General features: G+C 69.2%; 21 protein-coding genes. 11 read left to right on the top strand and 10 right to left on the bottom strand.

The window, feature by feature from the left end:
• The first annotated feature begins 38 nt into the window (after nucleotides 1-38).
• Nucleotides 39-1,262: a C40 family peptidase gene (locus Aple_RS24650; protein WP_155347058.1), complete on the top strand. Its 1,224-nt coding sequence runs from the start codon at nucleotides 39-41 to the stop codon at nucleotides 1,260-1,262.
• On the opposite strand, the gene Aple_RS24655 is transcribed toward Aple_RS24650, so the two are convergent.
• The gene (locus tag Aple_RS24655; RefSeq protein ID WP_155347059.1) at nucleotides 1,259-1,846 is read right to left on the bottom strand and encodes an acyl-CoA-like ligand-binding transcription factor; all 588 of its coding nucleotides are present in this window, start codon (nucleotides 1,844-1,846) and stop codon (nucleotides 1,259-1,261) included. The genes Aple_RS24650 and Aple_RS24655 overlap by 4 nt on opposite strands.
• The gene (locus Aple_RS24660; protein ID WP_155347060.1) at nucleotides 1,824-3,299 is read right to left on the bottom strand and encodes a DHA2 family efflux MFS transporter permease subunit; all 1,476 of its coding nucleotides are present in this window, start codon (nucleotides 3,297-3,299) and stop codon (nucleotides 1,824-1,826) included. The genes Aple_RS24655 and Aple_RS24660 overlap by 23 nt, the downstream gene beginning before the upstream one ends.
• Nucleotides 3,300-3,376: 77 nt before the next feature.
• Between Aple_RS24660 and abmR the strand changes: the two genes are divergently transcribed.
• Together abmR and Aple_RS24670 are read left to right on the top strand one after the other, a co-directional pair.
• Nucleotides 3,377-3,895, top strand: coding sequence for an ATP-binding transcription factor AbmR (gene abmR, locus Aple_RS24665; protein ID WP_155347061.1), 519 nt, complete (start codon nucleotides 3,377-3,379; stop codon nucleotides 3,893-3,895).
• Nucleotides 3,896-4,161: 266 nt separating this feature from the next.
• The gene (locus tag Aple_RS24670) at nucleotides 4,162-5,982 is read left to right on the top strand and encodes a phosphoenolpyruvate carboxykinase (GTP) (protein WP_155347062.1); all 1,821 of its coding nucleotides are present in this window, start codon (nucleotides 4,162-4,164) and stop codon (nucleotides 5,980-5,982) included.
• A 71-nt stretch (nucleotides 5,983-6,053) separates the two neighbouring features.
• On the opposite strand, the gene Aple_RS24675 is transcribed toward Aple_RS24670, so the two are convergent.
• The gene (locus Aple_RS24675) at nucleotides 6,054-6,434 is read right to left on the bottom strand and encodes a DoxX family protein (protein ID WP_155347063.1); all 381 of its coding nucleotides are present in this window, start codon (nucleotides 6,432-6,434) and stop codon (nucleotides 6,054-6,056) included.
• 151 nt (nucleotides 6,435-6,585) lie between these two features.
• Between Aple_RS24675 and sigJ the strand changes: the two genes are divergently transcribed.
• The 6 genes from sigJ to phoH2 all read left to right on the top strand — a co-directional run bounded on the left by sigJ (nucleotide 6,586) and on the right by phoH2 (nucleotide 13,333).
• Nucleotides 6,586-7,518 carry an RNA polymerase sigma factor SigJ gene (gene sigJ / locus Aple_RS24680; protein ID WP_155347064.1) on the top strand — a complete coding sequence of 311 codons (933 nt, stop codon included), beginning with the start codon at nucleotides 6,586-6,588 and terminating at the stop codon, nucleotides 7,516-7,518.
• 150 nt (nucleotides 7,519-7,668) lie between these two features.
• Complete coding sequence (locus tag Aple_RS24685; RefSeq protein ID WP_155347065.1) at nucleotides 7,669-8,694, top strand: TIGR04222 domain-containing membrane protein; 1,026 nt, start codon at nucleotides 7,669-7,671, stop codon at nucleotides 8,692-8,694.
• Between the two features lies 1 nt (nucleotide 8,695).
• Nucleotides 8,696-9,526, top strand: coding sequence for an MbnB/TglH/ChrH family RiPP precursor modification enzyme (locus Aple_RS24690; RefSeq protein WP_155347066.1), 831 nt, complete (start codon nucleotides 8,696-8,698; stop codon nucleotides 9,524-9,526).
• Nucleotides 9,523-10,047: an SCO6045 C-terminal-like domain-containing protein gene (locus tag Aple_RS56730; RefSeq protein WP_486303364.1), complete on the top strand. Its 525-nt coding sequence runs from the start codon at nucleotides 9,523-9,525 to the stop codon at nucleotides 10,045-10,047. Before Aple_RS24690 ends, Aple_RS56730 begins: the two co-directional genes overlap by 4 nt.
• 950 nt (nucleotides 10,048-10,997) lie before the next feature.
• Entirely contained in the window at nucleotides 10,998-11,780 is a 783-nt protein-coding gene (locus Aple_RS24700; protein WP_155347068.1) for an isoprenyl transferase, read from the top strand.
• 278 nt (nucleotides 11,781-12,058) lie between these two features.
• Nucleotides 12,059-13,333, top strand: a complete 1,275-nt coding sequence (phoH2, locus tag Aple_RS24705) for an RNA 5'-3' helicase PhoH2 (protein ID WP_218038500.1) — start codon at nucleotides 12,059-12,061, stop codon at nucleotides 13,331-13,333.
• On the opposite strand, the gene Aple_RS24710 is transcribed toward phoH2, so the two are convergent.
• Genes Aple_RS24710 through Aple_RS24720 form a run of 3 tightly spaced genes read right to left on the bottom strand, consistent with a single transcriptional unit; the run spans nucleotide 13,330 to nucleotide 15,946 of the window.
• Entirely contained in the window at nucleotides 13,330-13,857 is a 528-nt protein-coding gene (locus Aple_RS24710) for a hypothetical protein (protein ID WP_155347070.1), read from the bottom strand. The genes phoH2 and Aple_RS24710 overlap by 4 nt on opposite strands.
• Nucleotides 13,854-15,275 carry an ATP-binding protein gene (locus tag Aple_RS55620; RefSeq protein WP_281361610.1) on the bottom strand — a complete coding sequence of 474 codons (1,422 nt, stop codon included), beginning with the start codon at nucleotides 15,273-15,275 and terminating at the stop codon, nucleotides 13,854-13,856. The genes Aple_RS24710 and Aple_RS55620 overlap by 4 nt, the downstream gene beginning before the upstream one ends.
• Nucleotides 15,272-15,946, bottom strand: coding sequence for a response regulator (locus tag Aple_RS24720; protein WP_155347071.1), 675 nt, complete (start codon nucleotides 15,944-15,946; stop codon nucleotides 15,272-15,274). The genes Aple_RS55620 and Aple_RS24720 overlap by 4 nt, the downstream gene beginning before the upstream one ends.
• 426 nt (nucleotides 15,947-16,372) lie before the next feature.
• Here Aple_RS24720 and Aple_RS24725 point away from each other — a divergent pair, with 426 nt between their 5' ends.
• Together Aple_RS24725 and Aple_RS24730 are read left to right on the top strand one after the other, a co-directional pair.
• Nucleotides 16,373-16,966: an aggregation-promoting factor C-terminal-like domain-containing protein gene (locus Aple_RS24725; RefSeq protein WP_308805519.1), complete on the top strand. Its 594-nt coding sequence runs from the start codon at nucleotides 16,373-16,375 to the stop codon at nucleotides 16,964-16,966.
• A gap of 87 nt (nucleotides 16,967-17,053) precedes the next feature.
• Entirely contained in the window at nucleotides 17,054-18,964 is a 1,911-nt protein-coding gene (locus Aple_RS24730; RefSeq protein ID WP_155347073.1) for a glycosyltransferase family 2 protein, read from the top strand.
• On the opposite strand, the gene Aple_RS24735 is transcribed toward Aple_RS24730, so the two are convergent.
• The 4 genes from Aple_RS24735 to Aple_RS24750 form a co-directional block, all read right to left on the bottom strand.
• Nucleotides 18,961-19,785, bottom strand: a complete 825-nt coding sequence (locus Aple_RS24735) for a 3-hydroxybutyrate dehydrogenase (protein WP_155347134.1) — start codon at nucleotides 19,783-19,785, stop codon at nucleotides 18,961-18,963. The genes Aple_RS24730 and Aple_RS24735 overlap by 4 nt on opposite strands.
• A 281-nt stretch (nucleotides 19,786-20,066) precedes the next feature.
• The gene (locus tag Aple_RS24740; protein ID WP_155347074.1) at nucleotides 20,067-21,455 is read right to left on the bottom strand and encodes a class II fumarate hydratase; all 1,389 of its coding nucleotides are present in this window, start codon (nucleotides 21,453-21,455) and stop codon (nucleotides 20,067-20,069) included.
• A 10-nt stretch (nucleotides 21,456-21,465) separates the two neighbouring features.
• On the bottom strand, nucleotides 21,466-23,796 hold the full coding sequence (locus tag Aple_RS24745) for a serine/threonine-protein kinase (protein WP_155347075.1): 2,331 nt from the start codon (nucleotides 23,794-23,796) through the stop codon (nucleotides 21,466-21,468).
• Nucleotides 23,797-23,852: 56 nt separating this feature from the next.
• Complete coding sequence (locus tag Aple_RS24750) at nucleotides 23,853-25,019, bottom strand: serine/threonine-protein kinase (RefSeq protein ID WP_155347076.1); 1,167 nt, start codon at nucleotides 25,017-25,019, stop codon at nucleotides 23,853-23,855.
• Nucleotides 25,020-25,021 lie beyond the last annotated feature (2 nt).

Here is a 25,021-nt window from a genome sequence, read left to right on the forward strand (position 1 = left end):
AGCCTCGTGGGTCGGGGCGTGGCGAGAGGGGTGAGGGCGTGATCCGCAGGGCACTCGCGGAAGCCCGCAGGGATCTCGCCTACCGTCCCCGGTTGCCCGGCCGTCGGCCACTCCGGCGGCCCTGGCTGTGGCGGCGGGCCATCCCGCTGCTGGTGGTGCTGCTGGTCGCGGTCATCTCCGCCGACCTCGTGATCCTGGCCGACCTGTACGGCCAGACCGAACGCCCCGTGGCCGCCCGGCAGAAGAATTTCGTGACCACCTCCGATGAGTCCAGGGACGACCCCCCGCCGCCGGTGGCCCCGCTGGGCAAGTTACGGCAGCCGCACCTGTTCGTGGTGAACGATCAGCCGCTCGCGGCGGACACGATCGCCCGGATCCGGGAGGTGCCGGGTGTGGCCGCGCTGGACGTCACCGACGCGGCCGAGGTGACCATGGACGGGCGGCGGGTGCCCACCATGGGAGTCGATCCGTCCACATTCCGGGCTTACACCCCGGCGCCGACCGCCGGGTCCGACGTGTTGTGGGCGAACATCGCCAAGGGCGAGGTGGCCGTCTCGTTCGAGCTCGGCAACGACGGCGGCCTGCCGCTCGGGTCCGAGGTGACCAGCGGCGGGCAAAAGCTCAGAATCGGTGCGTACGCCACGGTGGGCATGAGCACGATCGCCGCGATCGTGTCCCGGCCGACGGCCAGGGCCCTGGGCCTGCCGGAGGGGAACGCGCTGGTGGTGAGCGCGCCCAAGGCCGACACCGGGAAGCTGCGCCGGGCCCTGCTGCGGCTGCTGCCGAAGGGCAGCCAGGTGGTGACGATCAATCCGGTGCTGGCCGGGCCCCGGCGGCAGACCGCGTGGCCGGCGTCGGCGTTCATGTCGGTGCAGCAGACCGAGGCGATGCTGCGGGCGGCGGTGGGCAAGCTGGGCAGGCCGTACGAGTGGGGGGCCGAAGGCCCGGAGAGTTTCGACTGTTCCGGTCTGGTGCAGTGGGCGTTCCGGCAGGCCGGGGTGAGTATGCCGAGGGTGGCGTCGCAGCAGTGGGCGAGCGGGCCGCAGATCCCGCTGGAGCAGGCCCAGCCGGGCGATCTGCTGTTCTGGCGCAGCGATCCCACCAATCCCGCATATATCTCCCATGTGGCGATTTACTGGGGTGGCGGGAAGATGCTGCACGCACCCAGAACCGGCGACGTCGTCAAGATCGCCAAGATTCACACCAGGGGCTTCGCCGGGGCGGTCCGGGTGAGCCCGGGTGTCGCCGCCCGGGTTCGCTAGATCGGCAGCCCCGCCTCCAGCAGGGCGAACGCCTCGTCCACCAGTTCGGACAGCGGGCGCGCGCCGTCCTCCCGCACCCAGCGTTGCAGGGTGGGGATGAGCGCGCCCACGACCGCGCCGGTGAGCGTCTGCACCGCGAGGTCGGCCGGATCGCGGCCTTCCCGCTTGGCGATCGCCTCGGCCAGCACGCCGAGCGTGTCCATCATGTTCTGCGTCACCCGGGCGCGGATCGCCGGAACGGTCAGCTGCAGCCGGGCTCGGGCGAGCATCTCCCGCTGCTCGTCCGGCGGGATCATCGCCATCGACTCCCGGAAGGTGTCCCGCAGCGCCCGCAACGGCGGTTTGTCCTTCGGCTGCTCGGCCAGCATGGCGATCAGCAGGGGGTCGTAGTCGTCCTGGACGACGATGTCTTCCTTTGTCGCGAAATATCGGAAGATCGTGCTGGGGGAGATCTCCGCGGCCTCCGCGATCTGCTCGATGGTCGTCGTGTCGTAGCCCTGCTCGGCGAACAATCGCAGGGCGTGCTCCTGGATCGTCCGCCGAGTCTTGGCCTTCTTCCGCTCACGCAGTCCCGGCGAGTTCATGGGCCGATTCTCCCGCCTCCTTCGCGCTCGTGCCACGCATGAACACCGCCACCAGCACCGCGCTGAGCAGCGCCGCCGCGCCGCACGTCCACAACACCGCGTCCATCGCCGCCGCGAAGGCGTCCCGCCCCGCCGCGGCGAACTCCGGCACGTGTACGGCTGCCGCCACCGAGTCGCGCACTCCCTCGGGGGCGGAATCGGGCAGGTTGCCGGCGTACACGGCGGAGAGCAGGCTGCCGAGCCCGGCCACCCCGAAGGCCCCGCCGGTCTGGCGCAGGGACTGGAGCACTCCCGTGCCCATGCCGGTGCGATGCTCGGGCAGCATGGCGAGCACGCCGTCCATGGCGGGGACCATGGTCAGGCCGACGCCCGCTCCGGCGACCGTGAGCCAGGCGGCGGTGTAGGCGTACTCGCCGGGCAGGATCGCGCCGAGCGCGAGCCCGGCGGTGAGCAGCAGCAGCCCGGCGGTCATGATCGGCCGCAGCGTGGCCTTCTTGAGCAGGCGCTCGCCCGCGAATCCGCCGAGCATCAGGCCGAGGATCATCGGGGTGATGCGCAGCCCGGTGCCCATCGCGTCGAAGCCCTGGACGGCCTGCAGGTAGAGCGGCACCACGAACAGCACGCCCATCATGCCGAGCGAGACCAGCGAGGCCGCGATGGAACCCCACAGGAAGACCCGGTCCCGGAAGAGGCTGAGGTCCATCATCGGGGTGCCGCTGCGCATTTCCACCCGGACGAACGCGGTCAGCAGCACCAGGCCGACCACCAGCGGGATGAGTACCCCAGCCGAGCCCCAGCCGTCCACCGGGGCCTGGATCACGCCGTACACCAGGGCGGCGAGACCGGTCACCGACAGCAGCGTGCCGGGCACGTCCAGCCGGGGCGAGGCGGGGTCGCGCGACTCCGGCACCAGCAGGACCACGGCGACCAGCGCGATCGCCACCGCGGGCAGGTTGATCAGGAAGATCGATCCCCACCAGAAGTGGTCGAGCAGGTAGCCGCCCACGATCGGGCCGAGCGGCAGCCCGACGGCCATGCCCGCCGTCCACACCGCGATCGCCTTGGCCCGCTCGCCCGCGGGGAAGATGCTCGGCAGAATCGAGGTGGACAGCGGCATGATCAACGCCGCGCCCGCGCCCATCAGCGCGCGGCCCGCGATCAGCCAGCCGGTCGTGTCGGCCAGCATCGCCACCGCCGACGCCACCCCGAAGGCGGCCAGACCGGCGACCAGCAGCTTCTTGCGGCCGAGCCGGTCGCCGAACACGCCCGCGGGCAGTAGCAGCGCCGCGAATGTCACCAGGTAGGCGTCGACGATCCATTGGAGCTCGCCGGTGGAGGCGTTCAGGTCCACGGCGAGCGTGGGGAGCGCCACGTTGAGCACGGTCGCGTCCAGTCCGATGACCAGGACGCTGAGAACTAGGGCTGAGAGAGCCCACCATCTGGAAGTAACCATGAATTGATAGTAGCTGTCAAAATCTAGTTACTGTCAACGCCTTTGCTCCGACGCTCTGGCGATGTAATCTTTATTACATGGATGCAGAAGAACAGCTGAAAGGCTGGTTCACCGGGCGGTTGCCCGAAGGCTGGTTCACCGGGCGGCCCGAGATCGTGCTGGACCGGGAAGAGATCACCGTGCTCGGCGCGCTCCCGCCGCTGACCGTCGCCGACGACCTGCCGGACGTGGAGAAGGCCGCCGCGCTGGAGGGCTACGTCGAGCGGTTCCGCGAGGAGACCAGGGAACGCCGGATCGACATCGCCCGCGAAGCCGAGCACCGGTTCCGCCGCAAGGTCTCCTGGGGGGTCACCGCCGGCGAGGAGACAGTGATGTTCACCACTCTCTCGGTGCCCGTCATGACCCGGCTGCGGCAGCCGGAACGGCAGGTGCTCGACACACTCGTCGCCGCCGGGGTCGCGCGCAGCCGCTCCGACGCCCTCGCCTGGTGCGTCAGGCTGGTCGGCAAGCACACCGACACCTGGCTCGCTGACCTGCGCGATGCCCTCCAGCACGTTGATCGAGTTCGTGCGGCGGGCCCCGACGTAGTGGACTAAACCAATTATTCAAAAGGTCTGGACCAATGCGATTGGCCTATACCAATGTGTGGGCCGCAAAATTCGGGTAAGGAGTGGGCGCGTTTTCTTTGAACCGGGCCTTGGTGGGTAGGCTCCCACTGAGCATCATGGCCGCCACCTGCGCTTAGGTGGCTGGATATGGCCTGATTAACGGCGTGGAAACATACTGGTCTACGCCAATTGGATTAGGCGCGTATTCATCGTCAATGATGATTTGGCCCCGCTAGACAAAGGAGCCGTCGCCGATGTCCGTCACCGTTTCGCGTAATCCCCAGCCGACTTCTGAGCAGTTCTCCCACCCGACCACTCACCGCGAGTTGGCCGCCTGGGTCGGCGCGATCGCCGAACTCACCGAGCCGGACCGGATCGAATGGTGTGACGGCTCCGAAGCGGAATGGACCCGGCTGACCAACCTCCTGGTCGACCAGGGCACCTTCACCCGGCTGGTACGGCGCCCCAACAGCTTCCACGCCGCCTCCGACCCGAGCGACGTGGCCAGGGTCGAGGACCGGACCTTCATCTGCTCCGAGCGGGAAGAGGACGCCGGGCCGACCAACAACTGGGTCGCGCCCGCCGACATGCGCGCCACCTTCGGCAAACTGTTCCGGGGCAGCATGCGCGGGCGCACCATGTATGTGGTCCCGTTCTGCATGGGCCCGCTCGGCGGTTCGATCTCGCAACTCGGGGTAGAGATCACGGACTCGGCGTACGTGGCGGTGTCGATGCGGGTCATGACCCGGATGGGCGACGACGCGCTCCGCCTCATCGAGGAGCGCGGCGACTACGTCAAGGCCGTGCACTCGGTCGGCGCGCCGCTCGAACCCGGGCAGGCCGACGTGCCCTGGCCGTGCAACCAGACCAAATACATCAGCCACTTCCCGGAGACCCGGGAGATCTGGTCGTACGGCTCTGGCTACGGCGGCAACGCACTCCTGGGCAAGAAGTGCTACGCGCTCCGCATCGCCGGCACGATGGCCCGGGACGAGGGCTGGCTGGCCGAGCACATGCTGATCCTCAAGCTCACCCCGCCTGCCGGAGAAGCCCGCTATGTGGCGGCGGCCTTCCCGTCCGCGTGTGGCAAGACCAACCTGGCCATGCTGCGGCCGACCATTCCCGGCTGGAAGGTCGAGACGATCGGGGATGACATCGCCTGGATGCGGTTCGGTGCGGACGGGCGGCTTTACGCGATCAACCCGGAGGCCGGGTTCTTCGGGGTCGCGCCCGGCACCGGCGAGAGCACCAACGCGAACGCGATCAAGACGCTGTGGGGCAACAGCATCTTCACCAACGTGGCGCTCACCGATGACGGGGACGTCTGGTGGGAGGGCATGACGGACGAGCCGCCGGCGCATCTGACCGACTGGAAGGGGCAGTCCTGGACGCCCGACTCGCCCGAGCCCGCCGCCCACCCGAACGCGCGCTTCACCACGCCCGCCGAGCAGTGCCCGACGATCGCCAGGGAATGGCAGAACCCCGACGGAGTTCCGATCTCGGCCATCCTGTTCGGGGGGCGCCGGGCCACCGCTGTGCCGCTGGTCACCGAATCTCTCAGCTGGGAGCAGGGGGTGTTCCTCGGCGCCAACGTGGCGTCGGAGAAGACCGCCGCCGCTGAGGGCAAGGTCGGCGAACTGCGCCGGGATCCGTTCGCGATGTTGCCGTTCTGCGGTTACAACATGGGCGATTACTTCGCGCACTGGATCTCGATCGGCCGGACGCCGGGTGCGCAGCTCCCGAAGATCTACTACGTCAACTGGTTCCGCAAGGACGACCAGGGGCGCTTCGTGTGGCCCGGCTTCGGGGAGAACAGCCGCGTACTCAAATGGATCGTCGACCGTCTCAACGGTCAGGCCTCCGCTGTCGAAACTCCGATCGGTCGCCTTCCCGTCTCGCTGGACATCGAGGGTCTCGACATTTCGCCCGAGGATCTCTCGTTGCTCCTGACCGTCGATCCGGAAGTTTGGCGGGAGGAGGCCGCGCTCGTCCCCGAGTTCTTCCGAACCTTTGGCGATCATCTGCCCAAGGAACTCTGGGAGGAGTACCACGCTCTGCTCGCCCGCCTAAACTGAGGGCGGTGAGCGGCGCTCACCCTAAAGCAGGAATGCCCGCCAGCGTCGTCGGGCGTTCCGAAGGGTTGTGGTCAGCCGGTGAAGGACTGAGGGCCGAAGCGGCCCCACGCCACGAGGGCGGCCAGGGCGAGGAAGGCCAGGTTGACCACGATTGCCCGGGCCTCGTGACGGCGGAGGTGCGTGATGATCGCACCGGCCATCAGCAGGACCAGGCCGACGGCAGCCAGTGGCACCAGGACCGGCGCGATGTCGAGCGCGGCGGGCAGGATCAGGCCCACCGCGGCCAGGATCTCGAGGGTGCCGATGGCCTTGACGGCGCCGACGCTGAAGTCCTCGGCGAATCCCATGCCGGAGGCGGCCAGCTTCTCCTTGGGCTGGATCAGCTTCACGGCGCCGCCGGCCAGGAAGATTACGGCCAGCAGTCCCGCAATGATCCACAGAGCGATGTTCATGAGGGTTCTCCTCGCAGGGTTGAGCGGCTTCGGTTCAGCAGTACGACGACACGGCCCCTCGAAAGGTGAGGTGAGACGCCGACCTCACAGTTCGGTGCGATATCTCGTCGAACTGGTGAGGCCAGATGCGACCGAGGGAGTCGTCGACACCATGACCCGATCCGAGCCAGGACACGGCCGGCCCGATCCGAGCCTGAGCGCGATCATGAGCGAGCGGCGTCAACTGATCAATCTCGCGTACCGGCTCCTCGGCTCCCTGGCCGAGGCGGAGGATGTCGTACAAGAGACGTACGCCCGCTGGTACGCCATGTCCCAGCAACAGCAGGAAGCCATCGAGTCCCCCGGCGCCTGGCTGACGAGGGTCGCCAGTCGCATCTGCCTCGACCTGCTCGGCTCGGCACGCGCCCGGCGCGAACGCTACGTGGGCGAATGGATCCCGGAACCGCTGCCCGGACGTACCGAGTGGATCAACGGCCGGTCGGGCGGTGCCTCGGCCGACCCGGCCGACCGGGTCACCCTCGACGAGTCGATCAACATGGCCTTCCTTGTCGTACTCGAATCGATGACCCCGGCCGAGCGCGTCGCGCTCATCCTGCACGACGTCTTCCGCTACTCCTTCGCCGAAGTGGCCGAGATCGTCGGCCGCACCCCGGCGGCATGCCGCCAGCTGGCCTCCTCGGCCCGCCGCCGCATTCGCGCGTCCCAGACTCCCGCGACGCCGACAGCCCAGCAGGCCGGCATCGTCAGGAACTTCAAGCAGGCCTGGGAAGCCAAGGACATCGACGCCCTCATCGGCCTCCTCGACCCCAACGCCACCGCGACCGCCGACGGCGGCGGCCTCGCCAGCGCCGAACTCCACCCGGTCCAGGGCGGCGAGCGGATCGCGCGCGCCTTCGTCGAGATCGCCGGCAAGGCACCCAACCTGACGATCCTGGAGCGCACGGTCAACGGCCAGCCCGGTCTGGCGGCCCAACTGGACGGCGTCACCGTGGTAGTGGTGGCATTCGACGTCGCAGGCGACCGGATCAAACACATCTGGGCAGTACGGAACCCCGAGAAACTCCGACCTTGGACGACGGCCTGACGCGCGTATTTCGTACTCCGGTCCGTGCCGGGAAGGAGTGGGTCGTTCGTTCTTCAGGTGGATGCGAAACTAAGGCGGGCATGCGATCGTCTATCGGGTAGACGGGGTGATGTGGGACAGAGGCCCCCCGTCCTGTCCCCAGGAGGCGACATGGAGCTTGTGCTTCTGGTCTCCGCGATCGTTATCGCGGTGCTGGTCTTTTCGGTCGCGTCGGCGGTCAATCGTGAACTTCGGCGGGTCCGGTCCGGGCATACGCTCGGCGGGCCGCCCCCGGACGTGTACGAGCTCGCGTACCTGGCCGGAGGGCCGCGACGGACGGTGAACACGGCGATCGCGATGCTCAGCGCGCAGGGCAAGCTCCGTGTGGCCCGGGGCGGGAGAGTGACCACCGTGGCCGGTGCCGGCGGCTCGCCGGAGGCGGTCGAGCAGGAGCTCCTCGATCTGGCCTCCGTGCCCGGCGGCCGGACGGCCGGTGAGGTACGCCAGATAATGGCCCAAGGACCCGCGTTGATCGGGCTCATGCATCGGCTGATCGGCCGCGGCTACATGGTCCAGGACGAGGCCCTCACTCACGGCCGCGTACTCAACCGCGGCCTGGGCTGGTTCGTCTTGTTGTCCGGCCTCAACTGGGTGATCTCGGTGGTGGCGCTCGCCACCGGTTCGGTTCCGGTCAGCGTCTTCAACATCCTCGCCCTGGTCGCCGGCGCGTTCGTCAGCCTGATCGGCCTGGCCCTGCACCAGGCCAACCGGAACAGGCTGCGGAACCTGCTGACGACCGCCGGGCACGAGATCCTGAGCACGGCCCGGCTCACGCACCGACCCGGTTCCGGGGCCGGCCGGAACTTCGTCTTCTACTCTGACCACCACCCCGGCCACGCCAACGACAACGCCTTCGCGTACGCGGCGGTCGGCGGCGCGGTCGCGCTGTACGGCCTAGGCGAGTTCAACTCGCCCGACGCGGCTGAGATCGCGAGAGAAGACGAGAACTCCGGGGGCAGCGGATACGGGTGCGCGGCTGGCGCTTGCGGCGGCGGAGGCTCCAGCGACTCCAACAGCTGGGGCTCCGACCCGGGTGGCTTCGGCGGCGGCGACTTCGGCGGCGGCTCCAGCGACTCGGGCGGCGGGTCCAGCTGTGGCGGCGGCGGTTGCGGCGGCGGCTGCGGTGGTGGTGGCTGAGGTGGCGGCTGATCCACGGGTCGAGTTGGGGGTGGGGATCGGATGGCGGTCCGAGATCGATCTCACCGTGGAGCGGCTGCCGGGGGTCGAGTTCGTTGAGGTGATCGCGGAGACGGTGCGGCCTGGGCGGATTCCGGAGTCGTTGCGGGTGTTGCGGGAGCGTGGGGTGCCCGTGATTCCGCACGGGGTGGCGCTGGGAATCGGTGGTGCCGACAAGCCGGAAATTTCACGACTTGAGCATTTGGCCGCCTGTGCGGAGGCCCTAGACGCACCGCTGGTCAGCGAACATCTGGCCTTCGTCCGAGGCGACGGAATGGAGGCCGGTCATCTGCTCCCGGTTCCCCGGACCCGCGACGCGCTGACGGTCGTCGTCGAGAACATCAAGATCGCCCAAGCCGAGTTGCCCGTTCCATTCGCGCTGGAGAACGTCGCCGCCCTGTTCGGCTGGCCCGACGACGAGCTCACGGAGGCCGAATTCCTCGGCGAACTCGTCGAGCGCACCGGCGTCAAGCTGCTCATCGACGTGGCCAACCTCTACACCAACGAGGTGAACCTGGGCTCCGACGCCAGAGCCGCCCTCGATCGCCTGCCTCTCACCGAACTGGCCTATGTCCACGTCGCCGGAGGGCACTCCCACAACGGCGTCTGGCACGACACCCACACCGCCTCCGTCCCGGAACCCATTCTGGATGTCCTCACCGAACTCTGTAGCCGCGTCGACCCGCCAGGAGTCCTCCTGGAATGGGACGACGACTACCCAAGCGACGCCGCCCTCGCCCAAGAGCTCACCCGCATCCGCACCGCGATGAGCCGAGCCTCCACCCGCCCATGACCGACACTCAACTTCACCTGACACCTCCTGCGGGTTCGTTGAGCTTGGGGGGCTCTTTGGGTACGGCTGATCCTGCGGCCTCGCAAAACTCTGCCGATGCGGCTCGGGAGCGGCTGGCCGTGGCCGAAGGTCGATTGCTTGCGGCTCTGGTCGCCGGCGGTCCGGAACCTCCCGGCTTCGATGGTTCCCGCCTGAGGATCCAGGCGCATAGCTTGATCGCCAAGCGACGCGGTCTGGTGGCGACCGCTCTTCCCGCGCTGGCCTCCGCACTTGGCGGGAACTTCGCCCGCGAGTTCTTCGACTACGCCAACGGCCGGCCCAAACCGCCGGGCGGATCCCGCGCCGACGCCCGAGCTTTCGCCGAATGGCTTCGCGCGGAAGGCCGCCTCCCCGAAGGTACGGACAGCCCAAAGGCCGCCAAACCCCCTGGCGTGGAAAGCCAAGCGATCGTTTGGGCTGGAGAGGAAGCCGCCCAATCCCCTTGGCGGCGATGGTGGCGACAGCGGAAGCAGCCGAATTGACCCCACATCCGCGATCAGCTCTTCAGCTACGTGGTTTTCCCACCCGCCCAGCCCTTTTGTTTTCCCTCGGGCTCCGCCCGTCCCCGCCGGCGCCGTGGTCGCCCGAATGAAGCAGCAGCTTGATCAGCGTGGTTCTCCCACCCGCCTTTGTTTTCCCTCGGGCTCCGCCCGTCCCCGCCAGTGCCATGGTCGCCCGAACGAAGCGGTAGCTTGATCAGCGTGGTTCTCCCACCCATCGAGCCCATTGATCCCCCCAGGCTGGGCAGCTCGGAGACCACCGGCTGAATACATGTCGGGTTTGCGGGGATGTGCGGTGGATATCCTCTGGAGGTGGGAGGACTACGTTGTGTTGATAGCTCGTACCTAAGCGTTACCCCAGTCGTTTGCCGGGACAGCGCAGGCATCCCGTACGAGATCACCCTGGCGTTGCACCGAGACGGCGCGCCCTACGGCATGGTCGGCGAGCGATGCGGGTGGCTGCTGGCGCGACTGGCCAGAGGGGTGACGGAAGCGCGAGAAGAGGCGAATGAGTGGGGGGATCCGGACGACCGATTCCCAAGGGGCGAAGAAGAGCTGTTCGCGTTCCGCTACCGCGCGCGAACCGACATCGTGGGCCGCGGAGAGCTGCGCTGCCAGGTCCGGACGATTCCGGTATGGAAACCGCGAGGCCCCCAGGCCCGCGGCGAATGGCACCTGACCAGGCGGGCGTTCGTCGAAGCCTGGGGCACCTCGGGAATCGGACTCCGAGCGGTCCTCACCTCCAGCCAACTGGCAACCTTCCTCCAAGCCTTGGTCGCCGAAGCAGAAGACCGACTTGGAACCTGTTTTGGGATGGAACGCAACAGCAACCTCATAAACGGAGCGGGCACTATCGCGCGCCCCCGATAATTGCTTGACCCAGCTGTCTCGGAAGTCGGCCTGAGGCGGCGGCGACGAAACCTGGGGGCGCCATGGGCGTGCGCGATCTCGTATACCGCAATCTCCTGTACAAGGTGTACGAGCGCAGGCTGGAGCACAAGATCGCCAAAGCGGCGGCTCCGATCCCCAGGCATGTCGGCGTGATAGTGGACGGCAACCGTCGCTGGGCCAGGATGATGGGCCTGGAAGACGTCAACCGCGGTCACCAGAAGGGCGCGGACAAGATCTCCGAGCTGCTGGTGTGGTGCCGCGAGGCCGGAGTGGAGTACGTCACCCTCTGGTTGCTCTCCACCGACAACCTCTCCCGCGACAAGGCCGAGCTGGAACCCCTGCTCCAGGTGATCGAGGGTCTGGTGGGCAATCTCGTCGAGCAGGGATGGCACGTCACCCCCATGGGATCGCTCGATTTGTTGCCCGATCACACGGCTCGTGTCCTGAAAGATGCCAAAGAAGTCACATCACACCGTCCCGGGCTGATTGTGAACGTTGCGGTTGGGTATGGAGGAAGACGTGAGATCGCTGATGCGGTGCGCTCTCTTCTCCAGGAGCACGCCAGCAAGGGCGCGAGTATCGAGGACCTTGTCGAGGTCCTCGATGTCGAGCACATCGCGGAGCATCTCTACACGCGTGGCCTGCCCGACCCGGATCTTGTCATCCGGACCTCGGGAGAGCAGCGACTGTCCGGATTCCTGCTCTGGCAGAGCGCCCACTCGGAGTTCTACTTCTGCGAGGCCTACTGGCCCGATTTTCGCAGAGTCGACTTCCTCCGGGCACTCCGGTCCTATGGCGCGCGTCACCGTAGGTACGGCTCCTGAAACGGCACGTGAACAGCCCCTATCGGACAGGATTGAAGCGTTGGCGGGCGGGGATTCAGGTCGTACCGTAAGAAGTAAGCAGCAGTGCTTACCTCGGGAGAGGGCCCATCCTTGCGTCTCAAAGACCTTGCGAGGAGGGCCGGTCCACGGTTCCGCCTCGGCGGGGTCCGGGCCCGGTCCGTTCACCACCAGTCAAGGCAGGGCGCCGCGCTTTGGCGCCCGGGGGAGAACGCGTGGCATTGTCCTCAGGCAACCCGTCCAAGTCCCGTCGCACGTACATCCTCGACACATCGGTGCTGCTCGCTGATCCAGCGGCGATGAGCCGGTTCGAAGAGCACGAGGTTGTACTCCCGATCGTCGTCATCACCGAGCTGGAGGCCAAGCGGCATCATCCCGAACTGGGGTACTTCGCCAGGCAGGCTCTGCGCTCGCTCGACGACCTTCGGTTGCGGCACGGACGACTCGACGAGCCAATGCCCATCGGCGAGGGCACGATCAGGGTGGAGCTCAACCACAGCGACCCATCGGGGCTGCCGGCCGGGTTTCGGCTGGGCGACAACGACACCAGAATCCTGACCGTCGCGCAGAACCTCGCCAGCGAGGGCTTCGACGTGGTGCTGGTCTCCAAGGACCTGCCGATGCGGATTAAGGCCGCCTCCATCGGCCTGGCCGCGGAGGAGTACCGGGCCGAGCTGGTGGCCACCACCGACAACGGCTGGACCGGAATGTCGGAACTCCAGGTGACGACGGAGGATGTCGAGGCGCTCTTCGACGGCGGCACGGCAGACCTGGAGGAAGCGCGCGAGCTGCCCACCCACACGGGGCTGCGGCTGCTGTCCAGCAAGGGCTCGGCGCTCGGCCGGGTGCTGCCGGACAAGTCGGTCCGGCTGGTCCGCGGCGACCGCGAGGTGTTCGGCCTGCACGGCCGATCCGCCGAGCAGCGTATCGCCCTCGACCTGCTGATGGACCCCGAGGTGGGCATCGTCTCGCTCGGCGGACGGGCGGGCACCGGCAAGTCGGCGCTGGCCCTGTGCGCGGGCCTGGAGGCCGTGCTGGAGCGCCGCCAGCACCGCAAGGTGATCGTCTTCCGCCCGTTGTACGCGGTGGGTGGCCAGGACCTCGGCTACCTGCCGGGCACCGAGAACGAGAAGATGGGCCCCTGGGCGCAGGCGGTCTACGACACCCTCGGCGCGGTCACCACACCGGAGGTGATCGAGGAGGTGCTCGACCGCGGCATGCTGGAGGTGCTGCCGCTGACGCACATCCGCGGCCGGTCCCTGCACGACGCGTTCGTGATCGTGGACGAGGCCCAGTCGCTGGAGCGCGGCGTGCTGCTGACCGTGCTGTCCAGGATCGGGGCCAACTCCCGGGTGGTGCTCACCCACGACATCGCGCAGCGTGACAACCTGCGGGTCGGGCGGCACGACGGCGTGGTCGCGGTGGTCGAGAAGCTCAAGGGCCACCCGCTGTTCGCGCACGTCACGCTGACCCGCTCGGAGCGCTCGCCGATCGCGGCCCTCGTCACCGAGATGCTGGAAGACATCACGGTTTAACGGGGAAGCTGCCGGCCTTCTGCCGCGAGGTCCCAGAACTCGCGGCAGGTGTGCTCGCCGAGGGTTCTCGGCCCGCTCCCGTCGGTGTGGGTGATCTTCACGGCCCAGATGTCCTGCCGCTGCCGCATGGCGGTGCAGGTCATCTGGGCCAGCGCCGTTCTGGTGATCTGCCCGCCCCCGGTGATGAACAGCGCCAGCCGGAACCCGTCGGCGTTCTCCGGGTCATTGCGTACGACACCGAAACGGGTCATCTGGCTGGTCTGCCATTGAAGCCCGGCCAGGGCGGTGCTCAGCCCGTCGGTGGTCCGGGCGCCCGCCTCGAACAGCGCCCCCATGACGTCGTCCATGGAGTGCGAGGCCGCCGCGACCTTGAGCGGTTCGAGCCGGTCCTCGCGCAGCAGGTAAACCGTGGCGAAGGTGGACTTCGGGCTGATGACCGGCGGCATCCCGCCGTCCAGCACGTCCGTCGGCCGCACGCCGCAGGCGGTGAGGACGACCAGCGCGAGGAGCCAGAGCCTTCTCATGGGCGTGGCACCCAGAGCGTGAACTGCGTGCCGGGCTCGGCCGGCTTCACGGTGATCGTGCCCCGGTGCAGTTCGGCGTTGGCCTTGGCGATGGACAGCCCCAGGCCGCTGCCGTTGCTGCGGGTCCTGGTCACCCCGGCCTTGAAGAACCGGTCGAACACGTGCGGGAGGGCTTGGCGGGGGATGCCCTCGCCGTGGTCGCGGACCATCACCTCCAGGCCGCTGGGCAGCACCCGGGCGCTGATCAGCACCGGCGGCGCGCCGTGGCTGAGCGCGTTGCCCGCCAGGTTGGCCACGATCACGTCGAACCGCCGCGGGTCCAGCGAGTAGATCAGCCCCGGCGGCACGGTCAGCTTGACCTGGTCGCTCCACCCGCGCATCTCCAGGCAGTCGGCCAGCGCGTCGCCCACGTCCACATTCTCCCGGTGCAGTACGGCCGCGCCGGAGTCGAACCGGCTCACCTCGATCAGATGCTCCACCAGCACCCGCAGCCGGACGATCTCCTTCACCACCAGGTGCACCGCCTGCCCGGCGTCCTCGGGCAGCTTGCCGGCCTCCTCGCTGAGCATGTCGGTGACCGCGATCATGGTGGTCAGCGGGGTGCGCAGCTCGTGCGACACGTCCGCCACGAACCGGCGCGACATGGCCTCGAGCCCGCGCAGCTCGGAGACGGTCTGCTCCAGCGCGGCGGCGGTCTCGTTGAAGGTGGCGGTCAGCTCGGCCAGCTCGTCCCGGCCGTGCACCGGCAGCCGGGTGTCGAGCTCGCCCGCGCCGAGCGCCCGGGCGGCCGCGCCGAGCCTGCGGATCGGGAGCAGCACCTGGCGGGCCGAGAGCAGGGCCAGGCTGAGCGCGATCACCAGGGTGAGCAGGCCGGCCTGGAGCAGCGCGTAGCGCAGGTTGGCGAGGACCCGCTCCTCGTTGCGCATCGAGACGAAGACGTACACCGACATGCCGGTGGAGCGGGTGGAGCCGGTGCCGGTGAGGCGTTCCACGTCGGTGCCGACCAGGAGCATCGGCTCGCCGTCGATCATCAGGGTCTGGTAGGAGAGCCGGTTCCTGGCCTCGGCGCGGAGCTTGTCGGGGATGTCGCCGGGGCCGAGGGTGGCGCCGACGCTGGTGCGGGGGACCTCCTGGCCGTACTCCAGGACGACCTGGCGGTCGGGCCCGCTCAGCGATTCGACCAGGCCGGCCAGGTCGTCGTCGGTGACCGAGGCGTCGTTGGGCCAGAGCAGGTCGCTGGTGCCGATCGGCAGGGTCATCCGGTCCAGCACGTCGCGGACGTCCTCGATCGCGCTGCTCTCCGCGCGGTGCAGCAGTTCACCGCGGACCAGCTGGTAGCCGATGCCCGCGACCATCACCGAGGCGGTCACCGCGACGATCGTGAACGTGACGACCAGCCTCTTCCGCAGACTCCTCACGGGGGGCTGAAGCGGTAGCCGAAGCCGCGGACCGTGTGGATGAAGATCGGCTCGGCCGGGACCGGCTCGATCTTGGCGCGGATGCGCTGCACGCACGCGTCCACCAGCCGGGAGTCGGCCACGTGGGTGTGGTCCCAGACCGCGCGCAGCAGGTAGCGCCGGTTGAGCACCTGCCCGGGGTGGCGGACCAGCTCCAGCAGCAGCCGCAGCTCGGTCGGGGTGAGGTGGATCTCGCGGGCGTTGTGGGTGACCTTCAGCGCGCCCCGGTCGATGACCAGCTCGCCGAAGGTGATGCGGTCGGTGGAGGCCGATTCGAGCCGCCGCAGCACCGCCCTGATGCGGGCGTCGAGGACCCGCGGCTCGACCGGTTTGACCACGTAGTCGTCGGCGCCCGCCTCCAGGCCGACCACCACGTCCAGGTCGTCGCCGCGCGCGGTGAGCAGGATGATCGGCAGCGAGTCCAGCTTCCTGATCCGGCGGCACACCTCGACGCCGTCGATTCCGGGCAGCATCACATCCAGGATCACGATCTCCGGCCGCCGGGCCCTGATGTGATCGAGCGCCTCTTCGCCCGTCGCGTACCCGGTGACGGAATGCCCCTGCCGGGCCAGCGCGAGCTCGAGGCCGGTACGGACCGAGGGGTCGTCTTCGACCAGGAGGATGCCTGCCACTGAGTCATTATGGGGCCTCGAATGTACCGAAACCGTGACACCGGACGCACAGGATCCGAACGATCTCCCGGAAGGCTGGCCAGGGGGCCCTCCTTCGGTACGGGGGTCCGAGGGGCGGCCCCTCCAGCAACACGCACCACACGAGCACTGTGACCAAAATCACAATGGCCAAGAAACCCCATGTAACCGGCGGTTAGGTCAAAGAAACACCAACTCACTTTCATGTATGGGTTGCGGACCACCCCCCGTCCCAGGGCAAGCTCATAGGTCGTGAGTCCAGGTCAGCAGTTATCGGATCGGTCGGCGCCGCCGCGCGCCCGATCCCGACGCGCCCGGCGTCCGGAGCGTCCCGCCCGGCAGGATCGCCCCGACCTCCCGCCGCGCCGCCCGCGCCAACCCCTGCTTACCCCCAAGCGCATCGCCATCATGGCCGTCACCGTGGCGGTGATCGCGGGGGGCACCACCTACCTGGTCAAGACCTCCATCTACAACAACAGCCTGCCGCCGCAGGTGATCGATCCGGCCATTCTCGCCGGTGACTTCGAGAGCAGCCCCAAGATCGACGCCCTGAAGGCGCACGCCGCCGCGGCGATCCAGAAGGAGAAGATCGAGGCCGACCGGGAGGGCCGCAAGCCCCTGGACCCGGCCAGCCGGCCGACGCAGGCCCCCGGCGGCGGCGGATTCCCGCCGATCGACTTCCCGACCGGCTCCAACCCGGACCCCGGCAGCAACAAGGCCCTCGGCAAGACCATGACCGAGGCCATGGGCTGGGCGGACGAGTGGGGCTGCCTGGAGAAGCTCTGGGACAAGGAAAGCGGCTGGAACGAGCGGGCGATGAACCGCTACAGCGGCGCGTACGGCATCCCGCAGTCGCTGCCCGGCAGCAAGATGGCCAGCGCCGGCGGCGACTGGCAGACCAACCCCGCCACCCAGATCAAGTGGGGCCTCGGTTACATCAAGAACCGGTACGGCTCGCCGTGCGGCGCGTGGGGACACTCCCAGCGGGTGGGCTGGTACTAGCGAAATCTAGCGAAATCCAGGTCAGGGTTTCCTGATCCTTCGGCAAGGCGGATTCGCCCCCGCCGGTGAGCGGCGCACGCTTGCCGCATGGGTGTGAAGGTCAGCGTGGTGGTCTCGGTGTTCAATCCGGGGCCTTCGAACGACTCCTTCGACGCGTGCGTACGCTCGCTGCTGGAGTTGCCGCCGGACGAATATGAAGTGATCTTCGCGGACGACCAGTCCACGGACGGCACCGAGGCGCGCCTGGACGCGGTCGCCGCGGTCCGCCCCAACATCCGGGTGCTGCACCTGGAGCACAGCGGGTCGCCGCTCAAGGGGCGCAATTCGGGGCTCGCCGCCGCGCGCGGCGACTACGTGTTCTTCATGCACGCCCACGACCGGCTCGAACCCGGCTCGATGGTGAAGATGCACGCGAAGGCCGTGGAGACCGACGCCGACGTGCTGCTCGGGCGGCTGGCCCTGGACGGGCCGCCGCTGTCGGTGTTCAGCCGGAACCGGGACCGGGCGGATCTGCTCAAGGACCGGCTGCTGACCGTGCCGACCGCGCACAAGCTGTTCCGCCGCGACTTCCTGGAGGCTCACCAGCTGAGCTTCGCCGAGCGGCCGCTGGCGGAGCACGCGTTCGTGCTGCACGCCTACCTGGCGGCGAAGGTGGTGGCGATCCTGGCCGAGCCGATCTGCTGCCACGTGGCGCCGGCGGGGCCGGGGGAGCCGGAGGATCCGCAGGCGCTGGTCGCGGGGCTGCGGACGTTGATGGACATCGTGGACGCGCAGACGCAGCCGGGGGCGCAGCGGGATCGGGTCAACGCCTACCTGTTCCGGGTGCTGGCGCTGCGGCGGCTGGGCGGCGCCCGGTTCACCAGCGCCTCGGCGGGGCTGCGGACGACCACGTTCACGCTGCTGCGGCAGCTGGCCGCCGATCGGTTCCCGGCGCGGCTGGATCCGTACCTGCCGGTTTACCAGCGGGCGCGGGTGGCGCTGCTGCGGGCCGGGCGGCAGGCGGAGCTGACCGATCTGGCCTGGGAGTCGAAGGGGACCCGGCTGCGGGCCCGGCTGTCGGACGTGCGCTGGGATTCGAGCGTGCTCACCCTGTCGCTGACGGTGGAGATCGTCCGGGCGAACGGCTCGCCGCTGTGGTTCCGGCAGGAGAGCGGGCGGCTGCTGTGGACGCCGCCGGTGGCCATCGACGGGCTGCTCGATCCGGAGATGGCCGATGTGACGGAGGCCGCGGCGACCGCGCGGATGGAGGTGTTCATCCGCAATCCGGACACCGGCGTCAGCTTCTTCCTCCCGGTGACCAGCGAGGTCGACCAGAAGGTCGTGGGCGAGCGGGTACGGCTGCGCGCGGTCGGCGCGGCCCGGCTGGACGTGGGCACGGCCGCGCTGGGCAATCCGGTCGATCCGGGGGTGTGGGAGGTGCATGTCCGGATGCGGGGCACCCATCCGGCGCGGAGCCGGGTCGGGCGGCCGGAGTCGGGCATGAACGTGGCCGGGGTGCTGGCCGACTATCCCCGGCGGCTGGTGGTGCCGTGCTGGTCGGAGCTGGGGGAGTTGAGCGTGTGCGTGGAGCCGCGGTCGTTCCCCGAGTCGATCGCGCTGGTCTCGCCGGGGGTGACGGTGGCGCGGCGGGATGGGCACGTGTATGTGGCGATGCCGGTGCCGTACGTGCCGCCCAGCGGGGGGCCGATGGTGGAGCTGCTGCTGCGGCAGAAGGGCGGGCGGGGGCGGACGATCGTGTTCCCGGCGCTGGTGGAGCCGGGGGTGCCCGGGCGGCTGGCCGGGCAACTGGTCGCCAAGGTGCCCGTGCGGCGGTTGAGCGGGGCCGGGGTGCTCGGGCCCGGCACGTGGCGGCCGCGGTTGCGGATGGACGACAAGGTGGTCGATCTGCGGTTCGGGCTCGAGGTGAGCCGGGCGGGGCAGGTGCGGGTGCTGCCTGTGGAGCCCGCCGCGAAGCCGTCCCTGTTCCGGCGGATCGCGCGGCGGCTATCCAGGTCCTAGCGGGCGCTCCAGCCGCCGTCGAGGGGGATGGAGACGCCGGTGATGAACGAGCCCTGGGGGGAGCAGAGGTAGGCGACCATCTCGGCGACCTCCTCGGGCTCGATCAAGCGCTTGATCGCGGCGGGCTGGAGCATGATCTGCTCGACGACCTCGGCCGGGTCGATGCCGTGGCTCTCGGCCTGGGCGGCGATCTGGGCTTCCACCAGGGGCGTACGCACATAGGCCGGGCTCACGCAGGTGGAGGTCACGCCGAAGGACGCCCCTTCCAGGGCGATCACCTTGGACAGCCCTTCGAGCGCATGCTTCGCCGTCACATACGCGGATTTATACGGCGAGGCCCGCAGGCCGTGCACCGACGAGATGTTGACCACCCGGCCCCAGCCCTGCTCCTTCATGTACGGCAAAGCCGCCCGGACCAGCTGGAACGGCGCCTCCACCATGACCTTGAGGATCCGGGCGAACACCTCGAGCGGGAACTCCTCGATCGGCGCGACATGCTGGAACCCCGCGTTGTTCACGATGATGTCCGGAAATATCCGGACCTCGTCGGGGGGTGAGGGAGCCGTCCAGTCCGCGCTCTCCTGGGCGTACGGGCTGCGCGCGACCTGATCGCGGATCGCCGCCATGAACCCCGGATCCGACAGATCCACGGTCACCGGAGTCCCGCCCAGCTCGGCCGCCACCTTCTCGGCCGACTCGGCGTGCAGATCCACGACCACGACATGCGCGCCCGCCGCCGCCAGCCGCCGCGCACACGCCCGCCCAATGCCACTGCCCGCACCGGTGACCAGTGCGGTACGTCCCGCTAGATCCCCGTTCATACTCGTCATGCTCGCAGAATCTAGGCGGCGTTCCGAGGGCCGCCCATGGGGTTGGCCGACATACTCCCGTATCGCACTGTGTAGATGGCCGACCCTCCGGCTCGGCGGGATACGGCAGTGACATTGGCCGCGCCTCCGGCACGGCGGGCTTGGCCGCCTTCAGCCTGTGCCTTCCCTCGTCACTCCGGCCGCTCCGCGACCTGCGTTCCTCAGTCCAGACACAGGCGCGGCCAAGCCAGACCCCACATACGACTAGGGCGGTTATTGTCCCAGGGTTGGATTTACGTGGGTGGATAGGTCATCGACAGGACGTCCAGGGCCTGGTCCAGCTGGGCTTCGGTGAGGGTGCCGGCGGCCACGTGGCCGCGTTCGAGGACGACCTGGCGGATGGTCTTACGTTCGGCCAGGGCCTGCTTGGCGATCTTCGCGGCCTCCTCGTAGCCGAGGTAGCGGTTGAGGGGGGTGACGATCGCGGGGGAGGATTCCGCGTACTCCCGGAGGCGTTCGGTGTTGGCCGTGATGCCGGCGACGCAGCGGTCGGCGAGCAGGCGGGAGACGCTCGCCAGCAGGCGGATCGACTCCAGGACGTTGCGGGCGATCACCGGGAGCATCACGTTGAGTTCGAACGCGCCGGACGCGCCGGCGAGGGTGACCGTGGTGTCGTTGCCGATCACTTGGGCGGCGACCATGGTGACGGCCTCGGGGATGACCGGGTTGACCTTGCCCGGCATGATCGACGAGCCGGGTTGCAGGTCGGGCAGGCTGATCTCGGCCAGCCCGGCGCGCGGGCCCGAGCCCATCCAGCGCAGATCGTTGGCGATCTTCATGAGCGACACCGCGACGACCTTCAGCGCGCCGGAGAGCTCGACCAGCCCGTCCTGCGAACCCTGCGCCTCGAAGTGGTTCCTGGCCTCGGTGAACGGCAGGCCGGTGGCCCGGGTGAGTTCGGCGATGACCTTTCCGGCCCAGGCCCGGTCGGGGGTGTTGATCCCGGTTCCGACCGCCGTGCCGCCGAGCGGGAGTTCGGCCACCCGGGAGATCGTGCCCAGCACGCGGTCGATGCCGTGCTCGATCTGCGACGCGTAGCCGCCGAACTCCTGGCCGAGTGTGACGGGGGTCGCGTCCATCAAGTGGGTACGGCCGGACTTGACCACATCGGCGAATTCTGTGGACTTGGCTACCAGGGCGGTCGCCAGATGCTCCAGGGCGGGCGTGAGATCGTCTGTGACGGCCTGGACGGCTGCTATGTGGATGGAACTCGGGAAGACGTCGTTTGAGGACTGTGCGGCGTTGACGTGGTCGTTGGGGTGGACCGGGCGGCCCAGGCGTTCCTCGGCCAGGGTGGCGATCACCTCATTGGCGTTCATGTTGGACGAGGTGCCGGAACCGGTCTGGAACACGTCCACCGGGAAGTGCTCGTGCCACTGGCCTTCAGCCACCTCGTTGGCGGCTTCCCGGATCGCTTCAGCGAGGTCCTGGTCGAGCAGGCCGTACTCGGAATTGACCGTGGCGCAGGCCGCCTTGATGCGCCCAAGCGCGGCGATATGGGCGGGTTCGAGGCCACGGCCGGAGATCGGGAAGTTCTCCACCGCGCGCTGGGTCTGGGCCCGCCATTTGGCCTCGGAGGGCACCCGTACCTCGCCCATGGAGTCATGTTCGATCCGCGTCATGACTCCAGTATCAAGAACCTCCGGACGGCCTATCCAAAGTGGGGGCGAAGGAGGCGAAGACCGCGTCCCGTTCAGAGGCGGACTTATCCCATTCGGATGCGAGGGACTGCCAGGAGATCGCGTACGTGGTTCCGCCGGGCACAGACACCCAGCGGCACAGCACCCGGACGGTCTTGCCGCCGTCCTCGTAGGTGAACTCCCAATCGGCGGTGTCGGTGCCGGAGTACGGGCTCGGCTGGACCGGAGCAATCCTGATCAGCTGATAGCCGGGGTACTGGCCGTCCTGCTCACCCGCCGCCTCGACCGCCTGGATGGCCTCGACCAGGTCGGCCGGACGCTCGGGGACGATCTCCACGCGCATCCGGTTCAGGCCTTTGCCGAACGTGATGCCGTCCTCGTCACCCTTGGGCTCGGCGAAGCGGCTCGGGTAGTCGACGGTGAAGCCGTTGGAGTCTTCGTGGTGCTTCAGAGCAGGATCGGGGGCGGCCGCCGAACTGCTGGGGGCACCCTCGTCCGAACTGCTGGGGGCGCCCTCCTCCGAATTGCTGGTCGTCCGCGCCGGGCGCTTCAGTTGCGTGGCGTCGTCGGCGCTCGCGCCGAGCGCGTTCATCGCGAACACCGCGATCGCGGCGGCCGCCAGCACGGCCAGCGCGATCAAAATGATCAGCATCGCCTTGCGGCCGTTGCGTCCCTGCTTGACCGGAGGCCCACCCTGCTTGGACTGCATCGCGAACAGGTCGGTGCCCAGTCCTTGCGGCGGCATCCCACCGCCGGGCGGCATATGCCCCGCCGGGATGGGTACGGCCCGCGTCGCCGAATCCGGGCCGATCCCCAGCGGAGCCACCATCGGCGGCACCTCGCCCTGCGGATAACCCTGCTGCCAGCCCTGCGGATCATGCGGGTGCTGTTGTGGCGCGGGCGGGGGCTGACCGTACCCGGGCATGGCCGGTGGACCCGGCTGGTACTCCGGCGGCGGAGCGTAGCCCGGGGACGGGTGGGCGAAGGGCGGAGGGGCGGGCTGGTTCTGGAGAGGCGCCGGGCCCGGCGGCGGTGGCGGAGGCTGCTGCGGGCGCTGCGGAGCGCCGGGCAGCGGGAGCGAGCTCGGGGTGGCGTCGTTGTCGGGCGGGAAGACACGCTTACCGGGCAGCCGTCCCCCGACCGTCGTGTCCTCGGCGGACGACTTCTTGACGACGGTCGGCGTGTCGGCGGCGGGCATTTCCGCCACTTCCGGAATGAGCGCTCCGCCGGGCGAACGGGGGATCACGACCGTGCGATCGGTTTCGTCCGGTCCCGCACTCGGCACCGGCGCGGGCGGCGGTGGAGTGGGTGACGGCGGGCTCGCGGGACGAGGCGCTTGCTGAGGCGATGGGCTCGCGGGACGAGGCGCTTGCTGCGGCGGCGGGCTCGCCGGATGAGGAGCATGCTGTGGGGGCGGGCTCGTGGGACGAGGCGCCTGCGGCGGGGCCGGGGAAGCCGCGGGCCGCATCGGCGGGGGAGCGACGCCCTCGCCCGGCAGGCGGACCGACGTCGGGGTGTCGGCGATCGTGCGCAGCATCACCGCCGCGCGATCCGGGGTCAGGCGGAGCGTGTAGTCCTTCTCCAGCAAGCCCTCCAGCACCGGCCGCAGCGGCCCGGCATGCGTGGGCGGATCGCAGCTCTCGGTCATCAGCGCGGTGAGCGTCTCGGCGACCGACCGCCGCTCGTACGCGGGACGGCCCTCCACCGCGTAGTACAACGTCGCGCCCAGCGCCCACAGGTCGGACTCCGGCCCGGTGTGATCGCCCCTGGCGCGTTCCGGCGCCGTGTAACCAGGCGAACCGATCACCATCCCGGTCTGGGTGAGCGCGCTGTCCCCGATCGACTTGGCGATGCCGAAGTCGGTGAGCACCACCCGGCCGGTATCGGTGAGGATCACATTGCTGGGCTTGACGTCCCGGTGCAGGATGCCCTGGGCGTGCGCGGCCCGCAGCGCGCCGAGCAGATCGTGGCCGATCTCGGCCACCAGCCGGAGCGGCAGCGGCCCCTCCGCCTCGATGACCCCCTCCAGCGAGCGCCCCTCGACCAGCTCCATGATGATCCACGGCACGCCCTCGAACTCGATCGCGTCGTAGATCGTGGCCACCGAGGGATGGCGCACCCTGGCCGCGGTGCGGCCCTCACGGATCATGCGTTCTCGCAGCTCGTGGCGTTGCTCGGCGGTCAGACCGGAATCCTGCCTGATCTCCTTGACCGCGACGTCGCGCCCGAGCGAGCGATCGACGGCACGCCAGACGGTGCCCATGGTGCCGCGACCAAGGGGTGTGATCAACTCGTAGCGCTCAGCGAGCAGCCTGCTCTGCATGAGTAGAAAGATAGCGATTCTTCCTTGAGTATCGCTTTCTGATCACTTGCGAATTTTCATCGGCGAAGTCGCCGGGGCCAGAACCGGCGGGGAAGCACCATCTTCAGGAAGTTGGAGAGGGCTCGCGAGAAAGGGCTCGGAGTCACCTCGTACTCCGCCGGTTTGCGGTGCACGCCCTCGCTCGGGCGGCGGCGCTGGGCGGGCACCGGCACGGCGGCGATCTCGCCGGTGTGCGGCTCGCGCGGGTAGACCGGCAGGGGAGACGGGCGCGGCGCGGGCCGGGGCAGCGGGCGCGCCTCGGCGCGGTGCTGCCCGCGATGCGGTGGTTTGCGGGTCGCCGACGGGAACACCGGCGGCGCGGACGGGCGAGGCGTGCGATGCGGGGTGATCGGCTCCTCGGCGGAGCCGCCCGCGGCCACCCGGGCCAGCATGAGGGCGGCCCGGACCGCGTCGAGGCGGGCCTCCGGGTCGATCTGCAGCAGGCCGCGCAGCACCGGGGCCAGCGGCCCGGCCCGCTCCATCGGGATCGGCGCGCCACTGGTCAGGGCGGCCAGCGCAGCGGCAGCCGTACGGCGGCCGTGCAGGCCCCGGCCCTCGACGGCGGTGTACAGGGTGGCGCCGAGCGACCACAGGTCGGCGGCGGGGCTGGCCTTGTCGCCCAGCACCCGTTCCGGCGCGATGTATCCGGCCGAGCCGAGCACGATCCCCGCCTGGGTGATCGAGACGTCGCCCTCCAGCGCGGCCAGACCGAAGTCGGTCAGCACCGCCCGGTCCTCGGTGACCAGCACGTTGCTGGGCTTGACGTCCCGGTGCAGGATGCCCTTGGCGTGCACGGCGCGCAGCGCGCCCAGCACCTGGCGGCCGATCTCGGCCACCCGCTGCGGGTCCTGCGGGCCGCTGTTCTTGACCAGCTCCTCCAGGGACTCGGCCTTGAGCAGCTCCATCACGATCCAGGGCCGGTCGTCCTCGGTGATGACGTCGAAGACCGTGATGACGGAGGGGTGGGCCACCATGGCGGTCGCCCGGCCCTCCCGTTCGGTCCTGGCGCAGAGTTCGGCGCGCAGATCCTCGTCCAGGACCAGTGGCAGCCGCACCTCCTTGACCGCGACATCACGGTCAAGAAGCTCATCGCGGGCACGCCAGACGGTCCCCATGCCGCCGCGTCCCACCGGCTGGAGCAGCCGGTAACGCGCGGCTAACTGGTATCCGGACGGCGCGCGCATGG

Source organism: Acrocarpospora pleiomorpha (genome assembly GCF_009687885.1).
Taxonomy (GTDB): Bacteria; Actinomycetota; Actinomycetes; order Streptosporangiales; family Streptosporangiaceae; genus Acrocarpospora; species Acrocarpospora pleiomorpha.

Excerpts from the sequence above, each read along its gene's own strand:
- Aple_RS24660 (WP_155347060.1), bottom strand. The coding sequence starts at position 3,299 with ATGGTTACTTCCAGATGGTGGGCTCTCTCAGCCCTAGTTCTCAGCGTC.
- Aple_RS24740 (WP_155347074.1), bottom strand. The coding sequence starts at position 21,455 with ATGACGCGGATCGAACATGACTCCATGGGCGAGGTACGGGTGCCCTCC.
- Aple_RS24745 (WP_155347075.1), bottom strand. The coding sequence starts at position 23,796 with ATGCAGAGCAGGCTGCTCGCTGAGCGCTACGAGTTGATCACACCCCTT.
- sigJ (WP_155347064.1), top strand. The coding sequence starts at position 6,586 with ATGACCCGATCCGAGCCAGGACACGGCCGGCCCGATCCGAGCCTGAGC.
- abmR (WP_155347061.1), top strand. The coding sequence starts at position 3,377 with ATGGATGCAGAAGAACAGCTGAAAGGCTGGTTCACCGGGCGGTTGCCC.
- Aple_RS24670 (WP_155347062.1), top strand. The coding sequence starts at position 4,162 with ATGTCCGTCACCGTTTCGCGTAATCCCCAGCCGACTTCTGAGCAGTTC.
- Aple_RS24675 (WP_155347063.1), bottom strand. The coding sequence starts at position 6,434 with ATGAACATCGCTCTGTGGATCATTGCGGGACTGCTGGCCGTAATCTTC.
- Aple_RS24710 (WP_155347070.1), bottom strand. The coding sequence starts at position 13,857 with ATGAGAAGGCTCTGGCTCCTCGCGCTGGTCGTCCTCACCGCCTGCGGC.
- Aple_RS24730 (WP_155347073.1), top strand. The coding sequence starts at position 17,054 with ATGGGTGTGAAGGTCAGCGTGGTGGTCTCGGTGTTCAATCCGGGGCCT.
- Aple_RS24655 (WP_155347059.1), bottom strand. The coding sequence starts at position 1,846 with ATGAACTCGCCGGGACTGCGTGAGCGGAAGAAGGCCAAGACTCGGCGG.
- Aple_RS24700 (WP_155347068.1), top strand. The coding sequence starts at position 10,998 with ATGGGCGTGCGCGATCTCGTATACCGCAATCTCCTGTACAAGGTGTAC.
- Aple_RS24750 (WP_155347076.1), bottom strand. The coding sequence starts at position 25,019 with ATGCGCGCGCCGTCCGGATACCAGTTAGCCGCGCGTTACCGGCTGCTC.
- Aple_RS24685 (WP_155347065.1), top strand. The coding sequence starts at position 7,669 with ATGGAGCTTGTGCTTCTGGTCTCCGCGATCGTTATCGCGGTGCTGGTC.
- Aple_RS24725 (WP_308805519.1), top strand. The coding sequence starts at position 16,373 with ATGGCCGTCACCGTGGCGGTGATCGCGGGGGGCACCACCTACCTGGTC.
- Aple_RS56730 (WP_486303364.1), top strand. The coding sequence starts at position 9,523 with ATGACCGACACTCAACTTCACCTGACACCTCCTGCGGGTTCGTTGAGC.
- Aple_RS24735 (WP_155347134.1), bottom strand. The coding sequence starts at position 19,785 with ATGAACGGGGATCTAGCGGGACGTACCGCACTGGTCACCGGTGCGGGC.